The 20,411-nt window shown below is 71.4% G+C and carries 15 protein-coding genes; 7 read left to right on the top strand and 8 right to left on the bottom strand.

Annotated elements, in window-relative coordinates; all coding sequences use genetic code 11:
• Positions 1-99: 99 nt before the first annotated feature.
• The 4 genes from AB0M95_RS30570 to AB0M95_RS30555 all read right to left on the bottom strand — a co-directional run bounded on the left by AB0M95_RS30570 (position 100) and on the right by AB0M95_RS30555 (position 9,812).
• A complete protein-coding gene (locus AB0M95_RS30570; protein ID WP_363771918.1) occupies positions 100-4,665 on the bottom strand; it encodes a DEAD/DEAH box helicase in 4,566 nt (1,521 codons plus the stop codon).
• A gap of 4 nt (positions 4,666-4,669) precedes the next feature.
• Entirely contained in the window at positions 4,670-6,169 is a 1,500-nt protein-coding gene (locus tag AB0M95_RS30565) for a hypothetical protein (RefSeq protein WP_363771915.1), read from the bottom strand.
• A gap of 173 nt (positions 6,170-6,342) precedes the next feature.
• Positions 6,343-9,330, bottom strand: coding sequence for a DUF6493 family protein (locus tag AB0M95_RS30560; protein WP_363771912.1), 2,988 nt, complete (start codon positions 9,328-9,330; stop codon positions 6,343-6,345).
• Positions 9,327-9,812: a hypothetical protein gene (locus tag AB0M95_RS30555; RefSeq protein WP_363771909.1), complete on the bottom strand. Its 486-nt coding sequence runs from the start codon at positions 9,810-9,812 to the stop codon at positions 9,327-9,329. Before AB0M95_RS30555 ends, AB0M95_RS30560 begins: the two co-directional genes overlap by 4 nt.
• 777 nt (positions 9,813-10,589) lie before the next feature.
• Here AB0M95_RS30555 and AB0M95_RS30550 point away from each other — a divergent pair.
• Positions 10,590-10,796 carry a cold-shock protein gene (locus tag AB0M95_RS30550; protein ID WP_363771906.1) on the top strand — a complete coding sequence of 69 codons (207 nt, stop codon included), beginning with the start codon at positions 10,590-10,592 and terminating at the stop codon, positions 10,794-10,796.
• A gap of 193 nt (positions 10,797-10,989) precedes the next feature.
• Here AB0M95_RS30550 and AB0M95_RS30545 read toward each other — a convergent pair whose 3' ends face one another.
• Positions 10,990-11,493 (bottom strand): hypothetical protein, encoded by a 504-nt coding sequence (locus AB0M95_RS30545; RefSeq protein WP_363771903.1) that lies wholly within the window; start codon positions 11,491-11,493, stop codon positions 10,990-10,992.
• A gap of 144 nt (positions 11,494-11,637) precedes the next feature.
• Here AB0M95_RS30545 and AB0M95_RS30540 point away from each other — a divergent pair, with 144 nt between their 5' ends.
• Complete coding sequence (locus AB0M95_RS30540; RefSeq protein WP_363771900.1) at positions 11,638-11,907, top strand: helix-turn-helix transcriptional regulator; 270 nt, start codon at positions 11,638-11,640, stop codon at positions 11,905-11,907.
• Here the strand turns inward: AB0M95_RS30540 and AB0M95_RS30535 are convergent.
• Positions 11,898-12,845, bottom strand: a complete 948-nt coding sequence (locus AB0M95_RS30535) for an NAD-dependent epimerase/dehydratase family protein (RefSeq protein ID WP_363771898.1) — start codon at positions 12,843-12,845, stop codon at positions 11,898-11,900. The two genes, AB0M95_RS30540 and AB0M95_RS30535, sit on opposite strands and share 10 nt — an antisense overlap.
• A gap of 206 nt (positions 12,846-13,051) precedes the next feature.
• Between AB0M95_RS30535 and AB0M95_RS30530 the strand changes: the two genes are divergently transcribed.
• On the top strand, positions 13,052-14,047 hold the full coding sequence (locus AB0M95_RS30530; RefSeq protein WP_363771896.1) for a hypothetical protein: 996 nt from the start codon (positions 13,052-13,054) through the stop codon (positions 14,045-14,047).
• A 47-nt stretch (positions 14,048-14,094) separates the two neighbouring features.
• Here AB0M95_RS30530 and AB0M95_RS30525 read toward each other — a convergent pair whose 3' ends face one another.
• The gene (locus tag AB0M95_RS30525) at positions 14,095-14,937 is read right to left on the bottom strand and encodes a hypothetical protein (protein WP_363771893.1); all 843 of its coding nucleotides are present in this window, start codon (positions 14,935-14,937) and stop codon (positions 14,095-14,097) included.
• Between the two features lie 106 nt (positions 14,938-15,043).
• On the bottom strand, positions 15,044-15,838 hold the full coding sequence (locus AB0M95_RS30520; RefSeq protein WP_363771890.1) for a MerR family transcriptional regulator: 795 nt from the start codon (positions 15,836-15,838) through the stop codon (positions 15,044-15,046).
• Between the two features lie 277 nt (positions 15,839-16,115).
• Between AB0M95_RS30520 and AB0M95_RS30515 the strand changes: the two genes are divergently transcribed.
• From AB0M95_RS30515 to AB0M95_RS30500, 4 genes are all read left to right on the top strand, one after another.
• Positions 16,116-17,093, top strand: a complete 978-nt coding sequence (locus tag AB0M95_RS30515; protein WP_363771887.1) for an ABC transporter ATP-binding protein — start codon at positions 16,116-16,118, stop codon at positions 17,091-17,093.
• Complete coding sequence (locus AB0M95_RS30510; RefSeq protein WP_358524179.1) at positions 17,090-17,929, top strand: hypothetical protein; 840 nt, start codon at positions 17,090-17,092, stop codon at positions 17,927-17,929. Before AB0M95_RS30515 ends, AB0M95_RS30510 begins: the two co-directional genes overlap by 4 nt.
• A gap of 76 nt (positions 17,930-18,005) precedes the next feature.
• Entirely contained in the window at positions 18,006-20,057 is a 2,052-nt protein-coding gene (locus tag AB0M95_RS30505; RefSeq protein ID WP_363771884.1) for a hypothetical protein, read from the top strand.
• 10 nt (positions 20,058-20,067) lie between these two features.
• A complete protein-coding gene (locus AB0M95_RS30500) occupies positions 20,068-20,394 on the top strand; it encodes a thiazolylpeptide-type bacteriocin (protein ID WP_363771881.1) in 327 nt (108 codons plus the stop codon).
• The last annotated feature ends 17 nt before the right edge of the window (positions 20,395-20,411 follow it).

Raw genomic sequence — 20,411 nt, 5'->3', positions numbered from 1 at the left:
AGGTCTGTCAGGACCCATCAAGCATGCCGCACCGAACCGACGACTGCCGCCACCTTGAGTTATGTCCTCCAGCCATACTCCACCGGAACCATCGTCGCCTCAGGTCAGCATGAGCGTGCCACCGGTGGTGAGGGCGCGCAGGACCTGGAGGGCCGCGCCGCGGCTGAGTTGGTCGTGGTGGCGTTCGTTGTGACGGGTGCGCAGGCAGCCGTAGCACGAGGTCTCGGCGCCGCAGTCGCAAGAGGCGACTCGCTTGAGCGCGGCGCCGGCGACCACGTCGAGTGACTCGGCGATGCGCAGCGCGCTGCCCGCCCCGCCGGGGACCGTGTCGAAGACCACGAGTCCGGTCCGGCCGTCGGAGCCGGGGTTGATCGCGCCGTCGATGTCGTTCCTGCTGATCTCCAGCCCGTCCGCGGCCCCTTCGAGCAGTGCGTACAGGGCCGAACGCCAGTGAGCCGTCTCGATGAGACCGGGTGTGTCGAACCGCAACTCCAGGATGTCGGTCTCGAAGCTGTGCGCCAGGGAGCGCCAGCGCAGCGGCCCGGTGCAGTCGTTCTGCCGAAGTGGGTTGACGTGCGACTTAGCGGTCTTGCCCTGGTTCGGTGCGCCCCAGCCGCACCAGTCGCAGATCAGGAAACCACTGCCGGTAGGTCCCTCGGACAGGACGACCAGCCGGCCTCGGGAGCCGGAACGGCACCAGACCGAAGCCCCGCCGGGGGACGCCCAGCGGCGTTCGGCCAGCTCCTCGCCCAGGGAGACGATGTGGGTGGCGCCGTTCCAGGAACCCTTCGGCGGTGCCGTGGCCGGTTTGGCCGTCCGGTGGTCGGCGACGAAGCCGAACTCCGGCACGTAGTACTGGCGCAGGGCTCCCTCGCTTGCGCTCCCGCACGCGGGACAGGCCGCTTCCAGCGTCTCGTCGCCCTCACGGTAATGCTGGCAGGTTCGGCAGACCGTGTAGCTCCTGCTGATCAGCTCCCGGCCGGGGAGCCGGTAGACGCCCGCCGACCGCCAGAGCACGCCGCCGGCCACCACCTCGGAACCGGGTGCGTACTCATAGATCGCCGAAGAGAGGTCGCGGCTGAGCTCCAGCCGGGCTCCCACCTGGCTGTCGCAGTGCGCGGTGCGCAACTCCACGCTGTCCACCGGGAAGCCGTACTTGGGCAGCACGTTCCGGTTCGCCAGGTAGCCGATCAGGGACCTCCGGGTGACGGTGTTGACGGTCCGCTCGTAGCGGGCGGCCAAGTCGCTGCGGCGCTTGGCGAACGCCTCACGGCGGCGCTCCTCGAACGCCTCGATGTCCTGGGAGAGTTCGAGACGCACCTGTTCCAGCAGCTCACACAGGTCGGTCACCCACGCGCCCGTCTCCACTCCGAGTTCCGCCTGCACGGAGGCGGGCAACACCTGGCGCAGCGAGGCCAGCACACCGGGGGGGACGGGGGTGAGGAACGCCTTCACCTGGGAGCTCGCCCCGGACAGGAAGAAGTCGCCTGCGGTCTTCCAGACCGTCCCCGAGGTCTCTTTGGCGTACCGGAAGAAGGCGGCTAATGCCACAGAATGGGCATGCCGCCGGTCGATCCGGTCGTTGCCGAGTGGCACGTACGGCGCCCGCACCTGACCGGCGATCATCTTCTCCGGTTCCTGATAACGGGACAGATCGTGCGAGCGCCGCTGGGCGTAGGTCAGCACGAGGGCCGCCGAGTCTGCGCGCCGTCCGGCCCGCCCGGCCCGCTGGATGTAGTTGGCCGTGGTCGGCGGCATGTTACGGAGCATCACCGCCTGGAGTTCGCCCACGTCCACGCCCAGCTCAAACGTGGTCGAGCAGGACAGTACGTTCACCTCGCCGCGCAGGAACCGCTGCTGGATGTCGGCCGCCTCCAGCCCCGTCCACTGGGCGGTGTGCTCCTTGGCCAGCAGCGGCACCGGCGTCATCGCCTGATACAGCACCCGGTGGTGGTCATCGGCGTCCGGCTTGGCCGGGGTCAGCACGCCCTGGCAGCCGAGCGTCGGGCAGACCGCACGCACCGAGGTGGCGCTGATCCGCCGGCACAGCCCGCACTGGTAGATCTCATCTGCTGGGGACAGCTTCAGCCACGTGTGATCCAGCTGGTGCACCTGCCCCAGCCTGGGCAGGGCGGCCGAACTCAGCCAACCGTCTCGCAGCGAGGTGAGGAGTTTCCAGCAGCCGTCGAGGATCTGCCGGGCGTCCGCGCCGGATCCGAGGGCGGCCAGCACCCGGCGCAGGTAGTCGAGTCGCCGGTTGACGCCGCGCGTCGGCAGCCAGCTCAGCACCTTCAGCTTTGCCTCGGCGCCATCGCCGCGCACGTAGATCGGCCCGCGCCGGGGGTCGAACAGCTCATCGCGCGGATCGACTTCCTCCGGCATGGTGAGCGCGCCCTGCTGCCGGAGCGAGCGGGCCAGTTCGCCCAGGAGCAGCCAGCACTCGTCTGGGGTGAGGCCCAGCTCCAGCAGCGGTGCGGGCAGCCGCCAGCCGGGCTCGCGGTCCAGCTCCACCCGGAGGACGCCGAGGCCTTCCAGGGACTGGCGTTCGTCCATCGCCACCAGCTCCCGCATGACCCACAGGGCCACCTCACGGCGGCGCTGCTGGCGGGAGGCCCGGCGTTCGAACACCCCGGCCTGTCCCGCCGCCGCGACCACCTCATCCACCAGGTCGTCCACGGTTGCGGTGTCGTCCCTGGCGACGGCGCGACGGAGCCCGTCGAGGATCAGCCGCCGCTGCTGGATCTGGGCGTAGCTGGACTCCAGGTAAGGGGCGAAATAGGCGGCCGCCTGTCGGCTGTCGCTGAAGGTCAGCAGCTTGCGTCCGCCGCCGGGCCGGTCCTCCTGCTCAGGCATCGGCGGCAGCGCCTGGTAGAGGGCGGTGGCCAGGACGGCTGCCGCCGCCTCGTTGCCGCTCTCGAACTGGCGGATCATACCTGAGCCGCGCGCCCCGCAGGCCAGGCAGCCGCTGGGCGAGCTGGCTCGCGTCTTCAGCCGCCGCACCGGACGCAGCTGGGTCTCCTGGCAACCGTCCCGGCCGCACTCGCTTTGCCGTACTGCATGAAGCGCCCCACATCTGCCACACAGGAACGCGTCCTGAGCCTCGGTCTCCGGCACGGCTTCGAGGGTCTCATCGTCTTCGTCGGCCATCTCGGGGGCGTCGCCGAGCAGCAGCCAGACCCTGGAGTCGCGCCCGCTCACCCGTGGGCTGAACACCTGTCCCCCGCCGGACAGCTCCACCGCGCCGATCAGGTGGACCGCTCCGCATCTCTTGCATGCACCGAACTCGAAGACCGCCCCCGAACAGCTGGTGCACGTCTCGTGGCGGCCCAGGGACACATGTGGTCCGATGAGGCAGGTGAACGCACCCTCGGTGGCGCGGGCGAACAGGTGGTAGCGGGCCGACAGCACCGCGCTTCCCGAGAGGCCCCGGACCTTCCCGCCTACCGTCACCAGCGCGGCGAGGGCCTCAGCGGGTTCTTCCTGACCGCCGAAGAGCAGCTGGGCCAGGTCGGCGAAGGGCCGGGGGCCGCCGGACAGGGTGCCGCGCAGGGTGGCCATGGCGTGCTCGCGGGCGAGAGCCGTACCGGCATCGGGCAGGCCGGACCGGCGGACCAGTTCGGCCGCCGGGTCCTCACTCACCGCCAGCCTTCGGTAGTCCGCCGCGCTCAGCGGCCCCCAGAACGGCCCCGACGGCGTGTCAACCCGGGCGGCGGTCACCAGATCCTGGCGGGCGGGGTCATCTCGGACCCACTCGAACGGAGCGTCGAACAGCTTGGCGGCGAAGTCCATGACCGCGCCCGGCTCGTCGCCGACGGTGGCGCTGGTGGCGATGGCCTGCAACGTCCTGCCCCGGGCCACTCGGTCATGGAGGCGGCGCAGCAGCATGCCGAGTTCCTCGGCCCTGGCACCGTCATACACATGGGCTTCGTCCAGGACCACGAACCGCCACCTGTCGGCGTGTTCGAAGAGCTCCAGGTCGGCCGGGCGAAGCAGCAGATATTCGAGCATCGCGTAGTTGGTGAGCAGCAGATGCGGAGGACGGGCCCGCATCTCCTCCCGGCTGAGCAGCTCGTTCGGCAGCCTGGGCTGACCCGGATTGAGCTCGTCGAACAGGGCTGCTCCCTGCTGTGCTTTCTCCGGCGTGTCACCTGTGTAGCGGCCGAACGTGATCTGCGGTACGGCCGACAGCAGCTCGCGAAGCCGTTTGAGCTGGTCGTTGGCCAAGGCGTTCATCGGGTAGAGCAGCAGCGCCCGCACACCGGGAGACAGACGTCCCTCGGAAATGAGCGCGGACAGGATCGGCAGCAGGAAGCTCTCCGTCTTGCCCGAGCCCGTGCCGGTGGCCACCACCAGGTTCCGTCCGGTGGCCGCTTTTCGCAGCGCCTGCTCCTGATGCAGGTAGAGCGGCCGGTCCAGGGGAAGCGCAGGGCTACCCAGCGCCGCGAACGCTGGATCGAGGACGCCGTCGCCGATCAGCTCGCGGAGGGTCGCACCGGTACGGTAGGGCGGGGTGGCCTCCAGCAGAGGGCCCCTGGTCAGCAGCGGGCTGGCCGCGATCTCCGCCGCGAGCGATCCGGCGATCGCTGGATCCCGCACCGGCAGCAACGAGCGGAGATAACGCCGGTAAGTCCCGGCGATGAGCGCGCTGGTGGCAAGGGGATCCATAAGGTCAATCGTTGCAGAGCCACGGGTCCGGGATGGTTCGCGGTGCGGGAGAGATCGTCGCCAGCGGGATGGGACACCCGTCCGGCCGGACCACCAAGGTGGCGTGCCCGTGCGCGGCCACCGTGTCCAGCACCCGGCGCAACGGGTAGTCGCCACGGACGTGCGGGGTCAGCACCTGCACGCTCTCACCTCCGCTGACGACCTCGACGGGAAGCCCCTCCCGTACTCCTGGAATCTCGAACCGCAGTCCCCCGAGTTCCTCCAACGCGGCCACGGTCAGGCGGAGGGGAGCCGTACTCCACTCCTGGCCGGCCAGCACCCGCATGTGCGGCGGAGCGACGAACAGAGCCAGCGCCTGCCCCGAGGCGACACACGTGATCCGGCGCACGGTCTCGCGCGGGCCGAAGTTCAGCGCCTGCGGCGTCACCGTCAGGCCGGCCCCGGTGCTGAACAAGGTGTCCGCCGGCATTAGGCCCTCCTCGTCGAAGAGCCGGACCGGAGGGTCGTGGCGCACGGCGAGACCCTCGGCGATGGTGACGGTCTCCCGCATCGCCCGGCCGCCCCCGGTCCTGGCGGTGACGGTGAAAGTGCCGAGCAACGGGCGCGGCAGCCGCGCCCACAGGTCGGCGGGGTCGGCGGGCGCCGCCGGCGCGGCACCGGCCCGCTCCACCGTGACCAGCCATTCTCCATCCGGTAGCCGCAGGGCGGGAGGCGCGGCCGATACGGCGGAGCCGTCCGACGCGGTCACGCCGGGCAGGGGTCGGTCGATCAGCAGCCGTGGTCTGGCCTGCCCCCTGACCGGGCGGTGCAGGCCGTCCGCCAGGGCGAGCCAGGTCGCGTTCTCCAGATCGACCTGTGCCAGCCGCCAGCCGTCCCAGCCGACAGGCAGGAGACCCTCGGCGATGATCCGGAGCGGGATGTCGGCGGTCGGCTCGCGGTCCCGGGGATGGGCGACCCAGACCGGGCAGGGCGGTAGCTCCGCAGGCAGGTGGCGCCCGTCTTCGGCGAAGACGAGCAGGCAGTCCTCCGTGGGGTACGGCAGCGCCACACCGTCACGCTGGATCCCGTGCCCGAAAGGGTCGAGGTGGAGCCGGGAAACCTCGGCCGTGGCACCCAGGCCCGCGTGTGTCATGATCGAGTGCTTCGCGTCCGGCTCGGCTCGCAGGCCGAAGGCCCGCAAGGCGTCCAGAAACGCCGCACCCCACTTGCTCGTGCTGCCCCGGTGGCGGGAGGCCGCCCACCAGCGCGGCCAGAACGCGCCACCTCCGCCATGGCGGGCCGCCACGCCGGCGATGCTCACCGCGACGCACGCGGGCCAGCGGGTGGCGAGCTCCTGATGGCCGAGCCGCCGGTATGCCTGTCCCAGAGCGTCGGCTGCCGCCTCGATCATCTCCTCGGGCGCGTCGGCCTCGATGACCAGCGACACACGGCGCAACTGCACGGTCCACGACCGTTCGAGCAGATCGAGGAGGGCTGCCGCGTCGAAAGTCTGGCGGTCGGGCACGGATACGGAGCACCTGCAGGAGAAGGGATATCGCCGCTCAGCATACTGGAGCGGAGGCCGTGCGCATGGTCCAGATGGTCGGCGGAGAGCCCACCCTGCACGCGCTGGTCGACCATGCCCTGGCCGTCGGCGATGGTCGGCGGAGGGCATGGATGTGAACGGCCGGGCCGCGGTCAGTGGAGTTGGTCGCGTAGTCGGGCGCACTCTCGGGCGAAGCGGGTGGCGCGGCCGCTGTCCGCGAAGGCTGACACGGCTGGGATCTCGCCGCGGGCCTTCACCCAGGCTGCCACGTCGACGGCGAGCGCCACGGCCTCGGAGTGGGTGGCGGTCGGCCGCTCACCCTCAGCGGGCAGCAGGACCGGCAGCATGCTCCGGAGGATTTCCCAGACCTGCCGGTGTCCCCCTTGGTGGGCGGCCTCGGTCAGGGAGGCGAGGACCGGACGGGTCTCGAACCAGGTTCGGCGGATCAGGAGTGCGAGCTGGTGGCCGACCGCTTCGGTGGGCAGATCTCCCCTGGCCGCCATCCGCAGCAGCAGCGGCACCGCCTCTGGATGCCGTTCGGCCAGGAAGTAGGCCAGGATGAGCGCGGTCGCGTCCCCGAGCGGGCCGTCCGTCTCGGACAGGGCCGCGAGATAAGACGGGTAAACCCCCGGCGCGTTCCACTGGTAAAGCAGGTGGGGCAGGTAGTTGACGGAGACGACCTCGCGGTGTGACGGCAGAACCGCCGGCCACCACCCCATGGCGTGGCCGTGATCCTCCCCTCGCCATTTCAATGGCTCGTGCAGCAGTTCGTCAATGAGATGGTGTCCGGTCGGCTCCGCTCGCAGCACCGGCACCAGATGGACCTCGCCGACGTGTCGCGGTGCGCGTTCGTCGAAGAGGTACGCGCTGGCGTCCTCGACGTAGCCCCACTTCAGGCCTGTCTCCGGGTCGGGCAGGCCACCACCGGCCAGCCAGACGGCGGCCGCCGACGCCGCCCGTGAGCCTATACGCGTGGCGCGTTCCGCGGCGTCGGGATGGGTTCCTCTCGGCAGCCGCAGCAGTGCCTGCTGCAGGTCCGCGGCCAGCGGTTCGACACCCGCGGCCGCGCACGTCTCCAGTCGGCCCACCAGCACGTCAGGGTCCAGGTGCCCGGTCATCACCGTGGGCGTCGCCAGGAGGACGGGGGGCAGCGTCCGCTCCCGCAGCGCCACGTACAGCTCGCTGAGCCGGTGCAGCAGGAACATGTGCGGCGGCGAGACTCGCTGCGGCTCCGGCAACCGGCGTCGCCTACGGAACTCCACCGCGGGATCGGGCTCTTCGAACAGTGGCCGGTAGCCCATGTAGGCGATCCCCACGCGGAACCCCGGTTCGCCGGGGACGGGCGGGGGCACGGGCAGCCCGTCGCGCATCGCCGCCACCCGGTCGGCGGAGACTCCGATCTCCGCGATCTGGCGGAAGATCTCCTCCCGAACATGCTCGGGTAGGTCGCCGAACGCCCGCCCGGGCTCGGAATCGTCTTCCGGCTCTTCCCCCTGATCCTCTTCCAGCTCTGCAGCCGTTGCGGCGGTGACGTGCACCGAGAAGCTCGCTCCCGCCCAGGGATCGACCGGCTCCGGATCCCGCACGCCGGGATCGGTGCCGGGACCGATGATCTCCTTGGCCAGGGCGGCGATCCAGGCATCGGGGTTGTGCCAGGGCTCGGTCTCGTAGAGGTAGGAGAAGGAGTCGCGGAAGGTGGGCATCAGCGTCTCCCGCAAAGCCTCACGGTCGCTCCACGCCTGCCGGACGAAGCCGGCGAGCCACCACTCGCACGCCGCCCAGCCGTGGAGATCCCGCGTGCCGAGGTTCAGGGTGTGTGCGGGGAACAGGCCGGGCTCCGCGAGTTCGGGCAACGCCACAGGAGTGAACGGCTCCGGCGCCTCCTCCACCGCCACCTCGCCCCCGAACGTCGCGGCCACCTGCGCGCCGAGGTCGGCGGGAAGCATGGGTACGGCGTCGGCGATCAGTGCGGAACCCGTGTCGAACGCGGTGGCGTGTTTGACAGCGAGCTTGGCCGCGCGCCGTTGAACCTCGTAGGACGTGTGCGCGAACGCCGTGACCAGCGCGGGTGCCAGCTCGCATGCGCCCGCGGGCGAGCGCCGCACCTCCTCGTCCAGCCAGCTCAGGCCCGCCCGGGCCGGTTTGGCTTCGGCGCGGAAGGTCAGCGCGCCGATCGCCTCGGCGACGTCGGCGGCATCGTGAGGGCCGGTACGGCGCACCTGGGCGAGCGCCAGCTCCGCGACCGTGCCGGGGGCGGCGGGGAGCAGCCGCAGATAGTCACGCGCCCGCGCTGCCGCCTCCTGTGGTGCGGGATCGATCAGGTCGTGCAGCCGCACGAAGAAGCGCAGGTCGATGGCGTCGCCTCCACGCAGGAAGCGGCTTATGCAGCCGTCGAGGACTTCCTCGCGCGACACCCGGCCGGCCCCCAGGAGCAGCCGGAACAGAGCGAGCCAGGGCGTGGGCGCGGGGGTCAGCCGTTCGTCGCGCAGAGCGCGGCCCGCTCCCTCCGCCTCGAAGATCCTTGAAAGCAGCGGCCCGACCAGCGGGTCGTCGCGTACCACCTCGGTGGAGAGCCAGGCGACCACGAGCGGGTCGTGCTTGGGCGGCTCGCAACCGGAGGCCCGCAACAGGGCGAGCACCAGTGGGGCGATGCGGTCGCCCGCCGTACGGATCTTCTCGGAGAGCCGGACCGCCACGTCGGCCTGCCAGTCGTCAGGTCGGACGGCCAGCACGCGAACCAGATCGGCCGGGTCCGGGGTCGTCGTCCACCGCGGGTTGAACTCGCGGCGGGTCAGCCAGGCGACGGCGGCGGCCGGGCTCGAGAACGTGCCCGCGCCCGCGATCCGCAGCGGCTCCGCGAACTCGGCGATCGCGTCGCTCACCTGCCACCGGACATCCATCTGGATCTCCGCCCGCTCCCAGTCGGGCCGGGCGCCCTCCTCATCGCCGAGGCCGTCGTGCCCGGCCGTCCACCCCTCACGGGCCATCTGGGCGGCCGTGTCGCGCATCTCCTTGAGGAACCCCGGCAGCCGGTCTGCCACCTCGCGGCGCTCGCCCTCGGTCAACGCGACCACGCGGTCGGCCAGCGCTCCGCTCCTGCGTTCGGTGATGAGGTCGCGCACCTCCTGCCAGACGCTCACCGGGCCACCTCCACGACGGCACGGGCGGCGATCCTGGCGGCCGGCACGTGCTTGCACGGCCCGCGCGAGCCACGGTGGTCCCCTACCCTGGCCAGCGCCTCACGCAGCGGCCCGTTGACGTCGACGTTGGTCGCCCCCCTGTCGAACACCTCGCCGTCCAGGGCGCCGCCGAGCAGGTCGAGCCGGGCGTAAACACCGCCGCAGGCGGAGAACGACTGGAACCGTAGCCGGTCACCGCCGCACGTCACGACCGGGTCGCGCGTCCACCCTGGACGCGGTTTGTGGTAACGGGTAAGGGCCACGTCCGCCACGCCCAGCAGGGCCGCGGCAGCGGGTGCCGCCTGCGTCACCAGCCCGCTGAAGAACTTGGGCGCGAGAGCGCGTCCGCTGAGGGCCCTGCCCCCGGACGTCGGCAACCCCAGACGTCCGTTCACCAAGGTAGCAGGCGAGGCGTAACTGTACGCCTGCGTCGCACTTGTCATGCCCGGGAGACTAGAGATCATCACCGACAAAAGCCGTCCTATCGTCATGCCTGGCAGAGTGAAGGACGGGAACCGCCTTGACCGGCCCTCTGCGGAACCGGCGACGGCCGCCGCTTTCGTCGCGATACCGGTGCCGAGTTCGCCGTTATGAATCGCGGAGGGGAGGCCAATGCCCGGCCCGATCAACGCCATCTGCTCGGTCTGCGGCACGGCGTACGTCGCCTTCCACACGACGTCCCTCGATCGCGTCCCGGCCCGGCTTGCTCGAGGGCTGCCATAGCGCCGGCCCGGTGCCGAGCGGGACTACGGGCTGAAATGTCCGGGGTCCCGCTCGTCTTCCAAGGTCAGGCGCTCAGCTCACCGGACTGAGGTGTGCATCGGCCACCCGCTCTCGTCCGCGATCATCGAGATGCTCACGCAGGTCGAGACGGCCGGCAGATTCGACCGGACGGAGTCCCCTGTACTGCTCGACTTCGTGTCGCCGATCGGCCTACCGGGCGCGGCGCCGGGCCGAGGATCTCGCCGACCGGCTGATCTGGATGTGGACCCCTTCGGCCGCGGGAAGCTTCCGGCCCCGGGGTATCAGGTCACGCCTGCACGTGTGCTACGTTGGATGCAGTTGCAGTTGTGGTAGCCATAATGAACTTGTGCACCTGACGGTATGTGGCCTCAGGTGCATTTTTTGTTTGCCGGTCCTCTCCGGGTGGGCCTATCGCGGCGACGCGGAATTCGTGCAGTACGGATTCCGGCTTTCACCTATCACTAGAGGAGATCAACATGGCTACTGGCACCGTGAAGTGGTTCAACGCGGAAAAGGGCTACGGCTTCATCGAGCAGGACGGCGGCGGCGCCGACGTCTTCGCGCACTACTCCAACATCGTCTCTCAGGGCGGGTACCGCGAGCTGCGCGAGGGCCAGAAGGTGGCCTTCGATGTCACCCAGGGCCAGAAGGGCCCTCAGGCCGAAAACATCGTTGCCGCCTGACCAAAGCAGTACACGCTGAGCGTTTCGTACCCGCCCGCCCAGCGTGTTCAGCAAGGGGCCGATCGCCTGGTCGGGGTCGACGTCTGCGCGGCCCTGCGCAGCGGGGTCGGCTCCCTAGGGTCTTCCAGACGGCGGGCCACTACCCATCATCTCCCGGCTGGACGGCACACACGCGGCCGCCCGTGTCACGGTGTCACGAATGGTGTATCGAGATCTCCCGGAGCGGCGTCCCCGAGGTGACCTTCTCGCAGATGCGCAGCAGGTCCAGATTGGCGGGGTTGCGCAGCCTCAGGTATCCCTGCGGAGGATGCCACGCCCCGAGTTCGGCGCGAAGGTCCTCCGCCGACACACCCGTGTACTCACGCACCCGCAGGATCGGAATCGCGTACGCCTGCTCCAGATCACGGACGTACTCCAGCACGCTCGCCCCGTTGCCCGGCCGAGCCTGTTCCGCGATCGCAGCGACCACCTCGGGGGTGTCCAGCATGGCAGGGCCCAGGTCGATGACCGCGCCCAGGCTCGATGCCGGGGCGTTCAGGTACACGTACCACCTCGTGGCCCTGCCGGCCAGGAACCGCCGGCGGAACTCGTGCCGCTTCAGCCCCTGCCAGATGAGCTGGTAGTACTCCTCGTGCAGCGCCATGACAACAGGCTCGGCGTCGAGAGTGTCGTCGCCCTCGAACAGGGATGCCTGCACGGGTCCTCCAAGCTGAGCGTGGACCAGCATCATGGTGCCGCCTGACCGGTCATCTGGGAGGCGCATCCGGGAAACCCTTACCCGAACTCATGCCAGGGCCTTGTTGGGCTGACCCGAGGTTCCGGTGGCTGCTACAGCGACTGATTGAGCCTCGAACCCGGAGGCCCGCACCGAACTGCGCGCCGCAGGTGGACGCCCCGGCGGGCCGTGCTGACCGGGGAGCAGGCCCTCACCCCGAGCGAGCACCGGATCGCCGAGCTCGCCGCCGCGGGCCACCCGAACCGCCACATCGCCCAAACCCTTTTCATCACCCCGAAGACGGTCGAAGTCCACCTGAGCAACGCCTACAGAAAACTCGGCGTCAGGAACCGCCTCGAACTGGCCAGGACCATCTCGCCCAAAGATCAGCGTTGACCGTCAGGCGGGCGCGCCGGGAGGGCCGACCAGGCGTCTGTGAGGATCTGGGGGAGGTCTGATCTTTTGGGTCGCCAGTCGAGGTCGTTCTGGATGCGGGACGGGTCGGCGAGGGACACGGGCGGCTCGGGGGCGGCGGGGCCGTGGCGTACGGGGACGGGGCGGCCGGTGACCTGCTCGGCCGCCACGAGCACGTCGCGGATCGAGGTCATGCGGCCGCTGCCCACGTTGTACGGGCGCCACTCCCCCGGCTCGCAGGCGTCCAGCGCGCGGGCGAAGGCGTCCGCCATGTCCAGGACGTGCACGAAGTCGCGGACGGCCGAGCCGTCGCCGTTGACGACCAGCTCGCCGGCATGACCGGCCTGGACGGCGAGGATCTTCGGGATGAGACGGGTCGTGTCGCGGTCGTGGTGACCGGGCATGCCGCCCGCGATGTTGAACGCGCGCAGGCTCACGGCCCCGACGAGCCCGGTGGCGGCGACATCGGCGGCGGCCTGGTCGGCCGCCAGCTTGCTCGTGCCGTACGGGCTGCCGGGCCACAGCGGCGCCTCCTCGTCCACCGGCTGCCTGCCGGAGTGCCCGTACACGGCGGCCGTGGAGGCGAGCACGATCTTCTTGGGACGCGCGCGGGTCGCCGTCCTGGCCAGCGCGTCGAGAAGGTTCACGGTGCCGCCCACGTTCGTGCGCCAGTAACGGGCGGGCTCCTCAAGGGACTCGCGGGCCCGGACGAGCGCGGCCAGATGGCACACGCCATCGACGTCGGCCACGGCGGCGTCCAGGCTCGCGAGGTCCAGCACGTCACCGGTGAGCGTCCGGTGGCTGCCGGGGACCGGCCGGCCGGTACGGGTGAGCGCGGTGACGTGGTGGCCGTACTCCGCCAGGACGGCGACGATGGCGATTCCCAGGAATCCGGACGCACCGGTAACGAGCACACGCATTTGTCACACCCATCTGGAGACGACACACCAGACTGTAGAACGAGGCCCTGAAACCGCTGAACGAAGCCGGGCGCGGGGGCGTCCAAATATTCGTTGACGACGGCGTGGAGGCGATGATGACCAGAGGTGAACCGCGGTTATTAGGAGCGTTGTCCGGGGGAGCGCTCCTGATCGGTGTGCTCGTGGCCGGATGCGGTGAGGAGAAGGTGAGCGAAACGTCGGCGCGGGTCGACGCCACGCCGTGGCGGCCCTCCCGGCAGCCGTCCCTGCCGGGCGGCGCGCCGCTGGAGAGCGGTCCGCCACCGCAGAGCGGTCCACTGCCGTCGAACCCGCTGCTCACCACCGTCCCGGAGCCGACCCCCTTGGTGTCGGGCACGCCCGTACCACAGCCGCCCGAGCCGGCCATCGGGCCCGTTCTCCAGATCACAAGCGAGGATCGGATCCCGCTGCCGCTGGATCCGTACATGAACTCGATGGACGAGTTGAAGACACTCGCCCTCGCGCAACTGGCCCAGGCGGGCGCGTGCATGCGCGCGCTCGGATTCACGCGGTGGAAGGACGGCACGGTCCGTAACTGGGACGAGCACTCGTTTCTGGAGTTTGACTTCTACGAATATCTGGACCCGGAGAAGGTCAGGGCCGAGGGATACCCGCGGCGGAAATCCGACCCGGATCCGATGGCGAGGATTCGCACGGCCCCCGACCGTGCAGCCACGGCGGACGAGAGGGGGGCGTTCAGCGGCTCCGCCGAGCGTACGGAGTCGGGCAGAACGATCCCGCCCGGGGGATGCGACGGGCAGGCGCACGCGGAGGTGTACGGGGACATGAAACTGCCGGTCGACGTGCGGAGCCTGTCGGCGGATTCGAAGACGCGGGCCATGATGGACAGCCGGGTGAAGGCCGCGGTGGCCCGCTGGCGCGACTGTACGGCCAAGGACGGCCTGAACTACAGCGACCCCTTCATCGTCTTGGAGCGGACGCGGCAGGCGTCAGGCGACGGGCCGACGAGTGAAGAGGAGAAGAGAGTCGCGGGCATCGACGCGACCTGCCAGAAAGACGTGAACCTGACGGGAATCTACAAGACGGTCCAGATCGCGATCCAGAAGATCCAGGTGGCGGAGAACCACGACAAGCTCACCGAGAGCCGGGCCATCTTCGCCGAACGCGTGAAGGCGGCCAGAGCCCTGCTCGAGAAGGAGTGACCCCGGGAAACGCGGTCGTGCGGCCGTCTCCCGTCTCGCCGCGGCGGTCAGGGAGTGCTGAACTCGTGGGATTTCAGGGCGTTCAGGACCGTGGCGGGGTCGTCGGCGAAGAAACGGATGGTGGTCACTTCCACCTGGGAGCCCAGGGGGCGGGTCACGGTCAGCGGGCCGGTGAGCTCGACGGTCACGTTGGTCTGGGAGGAGACGGCCACGGCGAGGGTGCCGCCCGCTACGGTGATCATGCCGCGTTCGTCGTACTTGCGGGACGCGCGGACCGAGGCGATCCGGTCGCGGGGGACGCGCACGTCCAGGTGGACGCCGTGGCGGACGCGCAGTTCGCCGGCCGTCACGACGTGGGGGTGCGTGACGGACGACGCGGCGTACGCGAGCCCGATCACCACTCCGTAGACGTCGATCAGCAGGACCGGGACGCGTACCCCGGCCGGCACGTCGAAGGCGCCGAGCAGGAGGTCGACGGCCACCGTCTCGACGATCATCGCGAACAGCATCATCAGCAGCATCGGCGTCTGTTCCCTGGCGTACGACGCGGCGGTGGCGCCCCGCGGCACCCCCTGGCGGCGGCGCGCCATCCAGAGCACCACGCTCGCCAGGGACCTCAGCTCGAAGCCCATGATCCTGCGCACGGGCATGGGGACGAGGTGGTGGAGGGTCTCCCTGAGCGCCGCACGCCGGTCGGCGCCGCGTCGGCGGGCGGCCCTGAACAGGCGGTACGCGGTGGCCGCCTCCAGAACGAACACCAGCGCGACCACCGCCTCGGTGACGGCGAACACCGGACCGGGCAGCCTCACCCCGGACACGAGCAGGATGGCGACGAGCAGTTCGGCCGGAAGCACGGCGTAGAGGGCGGCGCGGGCCAGCCGGATCATCATGGCTCCTTCACGGCGTGGGCGAGGGGAATCGTCATGTCCGCTCCTTGACGGCGTGGGCGAGGGGGGTCGTGGCGTGTGCTTCTCACGGTGGCGGCGTGAAGCCGGGTCATCGGAGCCGGTCGTTCAGCGTGTCGATGACCAGCCGGAACACCTCGATCTGGGCGGGTGACAGCTCCGACAGCACGGCCTCCATCCAGCGCCCGTCCCCGGCCTCGGCGTACGAGCCGGGGGGACGCAGCCGCGTGGGGACCGCGTCCAGGTTCTCGGCGATCGCCGACGCCATCTCGTCGGGGAGCTGGGCGGCGAGGTCGGCGGCGAGCGGGGCGACGCGGGGGTCGCCGGGACGCGCGCCGGCCAGGTCGTCGAGCCGGCGGTAGAGGGCCTGCGCCCGCGCGAGGACGCCCGGGTCGGTGAAGGGCCGCATCAGGGCCGCCATCCGCGCGCGTTCCTCGGGATCGGCGATGGTGTCGAGCAGGGTGAGCACGTCGCGGTCCATGTCGGCGATGCGGGAGCCTCCGGTGGACAGGTCGCGTAGCATCGCCGCCATGTCGGCGGATCCCATCGAACCTGGACGAAGGTCCGCTCCCGCCAGCAGCGCGGCGACCCGTTCACGGCGGATCCTGAGGGCCTCCTGCTGCCGGGCCAGGTCCGCGTCGAGTTCGAGGAGCACCTCGCGCAGCTCGCGCCCCTCGTCGTCGGCGAGCGCGTCGCGCAGTTCGTCCAGCGACAGGCCCAGCTCGGCGAGGTGGCGGACGCGGGCGAGGGCGACGGCGTCGGCGAATCCGTACTCGCGGTAGCCGTTGGCCCGTCTCACCGGCTCGGGGAGGAGGCCCAGGTGGTGGTAGTGACGCACGGTCCGGGTGGAGACCCCGACGAGTGCGGCGAGTTCGCCGATTCGCATCCCTCGATTAGACACGTTGACGCTACGACAAGGTCAAACGCCCGCCCGGACGCGCGATCCGGGAACGTCCGGGCGCGCGCTCCGGACATTCCCGGGCCGGTACCCCACGTCGGCCCGGCGCCGTCCGGCGGCCCCGAGTACCGGGGACCCATAGGGAGGAGCGGGCGAGGAGCGGGTGGGGAGCGGCCCGGACGATCATTGCCCTCAGCCGATCGCCCAATCGACGCCCGACGCCCAGTGCCCAGAGACGCCAGTGCATCAGAACGGGAGACCTGACATGACGCTTCGCCAGGAGGTAACCCCCTCCGGGCCCGGCTCGGCGGACGCCGAGGCGGCGGTCGTCGACCTGGAAGGCGTGACGAAGAGCTTCGGCGCGGTCCAGGCGGTGCGCGGGGTGACCCTGCGCGTCGCCCCCGGGCAGGTCTACGGCGTCCTCGGCCCGAACGGCGCGGGGAAGACGACGCTGCTGCGCACGCTGGTCGGCCTTGTCCGCGCCGACGCGGGCACCGTCAGGGTGCTCGGCAGGCCGCCCGCCGACCCGGTGGCGCTGCGCCGGATCGGCGCCTTGATCGAGTCGCCGGCGTTCGTGCCGCACCTGTCCGGGCGGATCAACCTGCGGGTCCTCGCCCGCGCCCGCGGCCTCCCGGACGCGGAGGTCGCCCGGGTGCTCGGGGTCGTCGAGATGGACAAGGCCGCCGACCGCCGGGTCTCCGGCTACTCGCTGGGCATGCGGCAGCGCCTGGGTGTGGCCGCCGCCCTGCTCGGCGATCCGGCGCTGCTGATCCTGGACGAGCCGACGAACGGCCTGGATCCCGACGGCATGGCGTCGATGCGCACGCTGATCAGGGAGCTGGGCGGCCGGGCCACGGTCCTGCTGTCGTCGCACATGCTCGGCGAGATCCAGCAGGTGTGCGACCGCGTCGTGGTGATCGACAAGGGCACGGTCGTGGCGGAGGACTCGGTGTCGGCGCTCCTCGACCGCGCCGGCGCCAGGGACGTGGCCGTCTGGGCGAGGCCGATGGACGTGGCCGGGAAGGTCTTCCAGGCGAACGATCTCTGGTCGGGCGCGACCCGGGCGGGCGGCGCCGACGATCCGCACTGGCGGCTCGAACTGGACGAGGACGGCGTGCCCGCTCTGGTGCGGGCGCTGGTCGAGGCCGGCGCCGAGGTGCACGAGGTGCGGCGCGAGCGCCGGTCGCTGGAGCAGGTGTTCTTCACGCTGACCGGAGACCACACAGGCGGGAGCGGCAAATGATCAACGCACTGTCCGCCGAGGTGTTGCTGCTGCGCAAGCGTCCCGCCGCGTTCGTGGTCGGGGGCGCCTGGGTGCTGCTGGTGGTGGCCTTCGGCTTCGCCGTGCCGTACATCGTGTACTCCACGCTGGACCCGGTGAAGTACGCCGCGGACCGGGGCCAGCTTCTGGACATCCTGCTGCCCTCGGCGGCGGGGGGCACGGCGGCCGGCAGCTATCCGCTGTTCGGCGGGGCGATCATGCTGATCCTCGGTGTGCTGATCACGGGCTCGGAGTACCGCTGGGGGACGTGGCCGGCGCGGCTGGCCCAGGGGCCCACCCGTACCCAGGTCGTCCTGGCGAAGGCGGTGGCGGGCGCCCTCGCCATCGTCGTCATCGCCGCGGCGGCCCTGGTGGCGGCGATCGTGGCGTCGGTCGTGATCGCGTCGGTGGAGGGACGGCCGCTGACCTTGCCCACGCCCTCGGCCCTCGCCGCCTCCCTCGGCGCCACGACGCTCATCTCCGTCGCCTGGATGAGCGTCGGCGCGGCGCTCGGCGTGCTCTTCCGGGGCGTCGGCACGGCCCTCGGCGTGGGGCTGTTGTGGACGCTCGGCCTGGAGAACGCGCTGTCCGGCCTCGCCGGCGTCGTCCCCGCGCTGGAGCCGGTGCGCACGGTCCTGCTCGGGCCGGCCGGCGGCTCGCTCGTCGCCGCCCTCGGCGTCCCCTCCATGAGCGAGGGCGGATCGCCGGGAGTGGCCGCGTACGTCACCGCGCCGGTCGCCTGCCTGGTACTGGCCGCCTACACCGTCGCCGGCGTGGCGCTCGCCACCGCCCTGATCCGCCGCCGAGACATCACGTGAGGCTCGGCATCGACCCCCGGAGGCCGTTGTGACAGCCCAGACGCGTGAAGTCGTCCGCCCTCGCATGCGCACGGACATGGCCTTTCTCGAGACCCGCGACGGCGTGTACGTGCACGGGCACGGCGACGCGTTCGTGATCAGGGGCGCGGCGGCGTACCGCTACCTGTCGGCGCTGCTGCCGCATCTCGACGGCTCCACCCCGCTGAGCGACCTGGTGGCGGGGCTGCCGAAGGCGCACGCCGACAGCGTCCGGTCGCTGATCGGCACGCTGGCCTCCCGCGGGGTGATCACGGACGCGCCGGAGGCGAGCGCCGTGCGCGACCCGGAGCTGCGCACCCGGTTCGCCGGGCAGATCGCCCTGCTGGAGCAGCACGGGGACGACGGCACGGGCTTCCTGCGCGCCGCGACGGCGCGGGTCGTGGTGATCTGCGAGGACCCGGCGCAGGCGTCCGCGCTGGCGGAGGCGCTGACCGCCAACGGCGTCGGCGCCGCTTCCCCCGGGTCGGTGCGGCCCGGGTGGGTGCGGCCCGGGTGGGTGCGGGTCGTCACGGCCGGGGACGTGCCCGCCGCGACCATGACCGACGCCGACCTGGTGTGCCTGATCGCCGCGGACCGCACGTCGCCCGCGCTGTTCGATCTGGCCGACAGCGCCTGCGCGGTCGGAGCCGCCTTCGTGTCCCTGGTACGGGTCGGCGATCTGCTGGTGCTCGGCCCCTGGCAGCCCGCCGACGGCGAGAGCTCGGGCGTCTACTCGGTGATGCTGCGCCTGACCGACAACGGGGTCGCGGGCAGCGCGGACGTGTGGCTCACGGCCGGCGCGGGCGCGGCGGCGGCCGCCCCGGCGACGAGGCTGCCCGGCAACGCGGTGTCCATCGCCGTCGGGATCACCGCCTTCGAGGTGTTCAAGGCCCTGACGGGCGCCATCCGGAGCGACATCCAGGACGGCGTCGTGATCGTCGACCCCGATCGGCTCACGGTGCGCGTCGAGCGGGTCGTCCCCCATCCCGCCGCGCCCGGCGGCCTGTCGTCCGGTGGTGCGGCCACGGGCCTCTCCCCCGCCGAGCCGGACGACGGCGCCTCGCCGGCCGAGCGCGCCTACCAGCGGTTCGCGCCCGTGGTCTTCGACACGGTGGGCATCATGCGCAGGTTCGACGACGACGCGATCTCGCAGGTCCCCGCGAAGGTCTCGGCGCTGATCGCGCCGTCCGCCGATGCCGCGCCGATCGTGGCCTTCGGATCGGAGACGGTGCTGGAAGCCCGGCTGGCGGCCCTCGAAGAGGCGTCCGTGCGCTATGCCGTGAACGTCCAGCGCCGATGCGCCGACCTCCTGGCCCCGGCCCTGCCGGACGCCGAGGTCGTCGAGGCCGGGCGGATTCGGACCTGGCTCGGGGGCACGCCGCTCCCCGAAGACCCGCTGGTCGCGGCGACCGACCTGGACGGATCGAGGCCGCTCGCCGTTCCCCGCGGTGCCGTGCTGGCGGGCCCGTGGGATCGCCGGGCCGCGCGGTTCGAGCCCGATCTGGTCGGAGTGGCCGCCGGCGACTCCCCCGAGGCCGCCGTGTCGCGGGCGCTGCTCGCGGCGGCGGGCGCGGACACGCTGGCCGCCGTCGCGCGCGACGAGATCGGCCTCGGCCCGGTCGACGACTCGGCCCTGACCGCCGACCCCGACGCCGAGCGGGGCAAACGCCTGCGCATGCTGGCGCGCGAGGTGGGGCGCGAGGGCCGCTCGCTCACGTTCTATTCGGCGCCCGGCGTCGTCCCGGTGGCGGTCCTGCGGGTGCGGGACGGCGCGGGCGAGGAACTCGTCGCCCGCGCGGGAGGCTCGTGGTTCGACGCGGCCGAGTCGGCGTTGCTGGCCCTGGTGGCGGTACGCCAGATCGCCGAGTCCCCGACGAACTGGACGGCCGTGAGCGCGCCCGCCGCCCCGGCGTTGTCCGGCGCGCGGGTGTCGGAACCGCCCGTCGACGTGGCCACGCTGGCCGAGGTCGTCGGCCTGGACGTGGCCGTCGCCCGTCTGCGCGCCGGCGGGACGCGCGCCGGGTTCGTCGACCTCACCCCGCCCGACCTGGCCGGCGTCACGAACGTCGTCAGGGTCCTGCTATTCCGGCAAGCCGGTTCGCCGAGCTGAGGAGGATCCCGTGTCGGACCTGGACCGAGAGCTGATCGCCCTGGAAAGCGTCACGTTCGAGGTGGATGACATCGCCGACCTCGGGCGTGACGCCGCCGACTGGTGCAGTTCCAGCACCAGCACGTCCAGTTGCTCGTCGTGCAGCACGTCGAGCTGCTTTGACGCGCTCTCCGGTATGAATGCCGGAGATTCAGCCTGTGCCACGCGTGCGGCACTTCTGCGGCTTCCTGCTTCACCGACCTGCGCCACCGAAGCGGTCTTACCGGGTCTCCACAGGCTTTCGAACCCGAGGGCTCCGTTCCCACCCGCCCGGCGGTACCTGACGCGAGCAGGCTAACAGACGTCGATCCGCCT

Source organism: Sphaerisporangium sp. NPDC051017 (genome assembly GCF_040683095.1).
Lineage (GTDB): Bacteria > Actinomycetota > Actinomycetes > Streptosporangiales > Streptosporangiaceae > Sphaerisporangium.
Note: the sequence above shows the minus strand (reverse complement) of the source record. Positions and strands in the feature narration are given on the sequence as shown.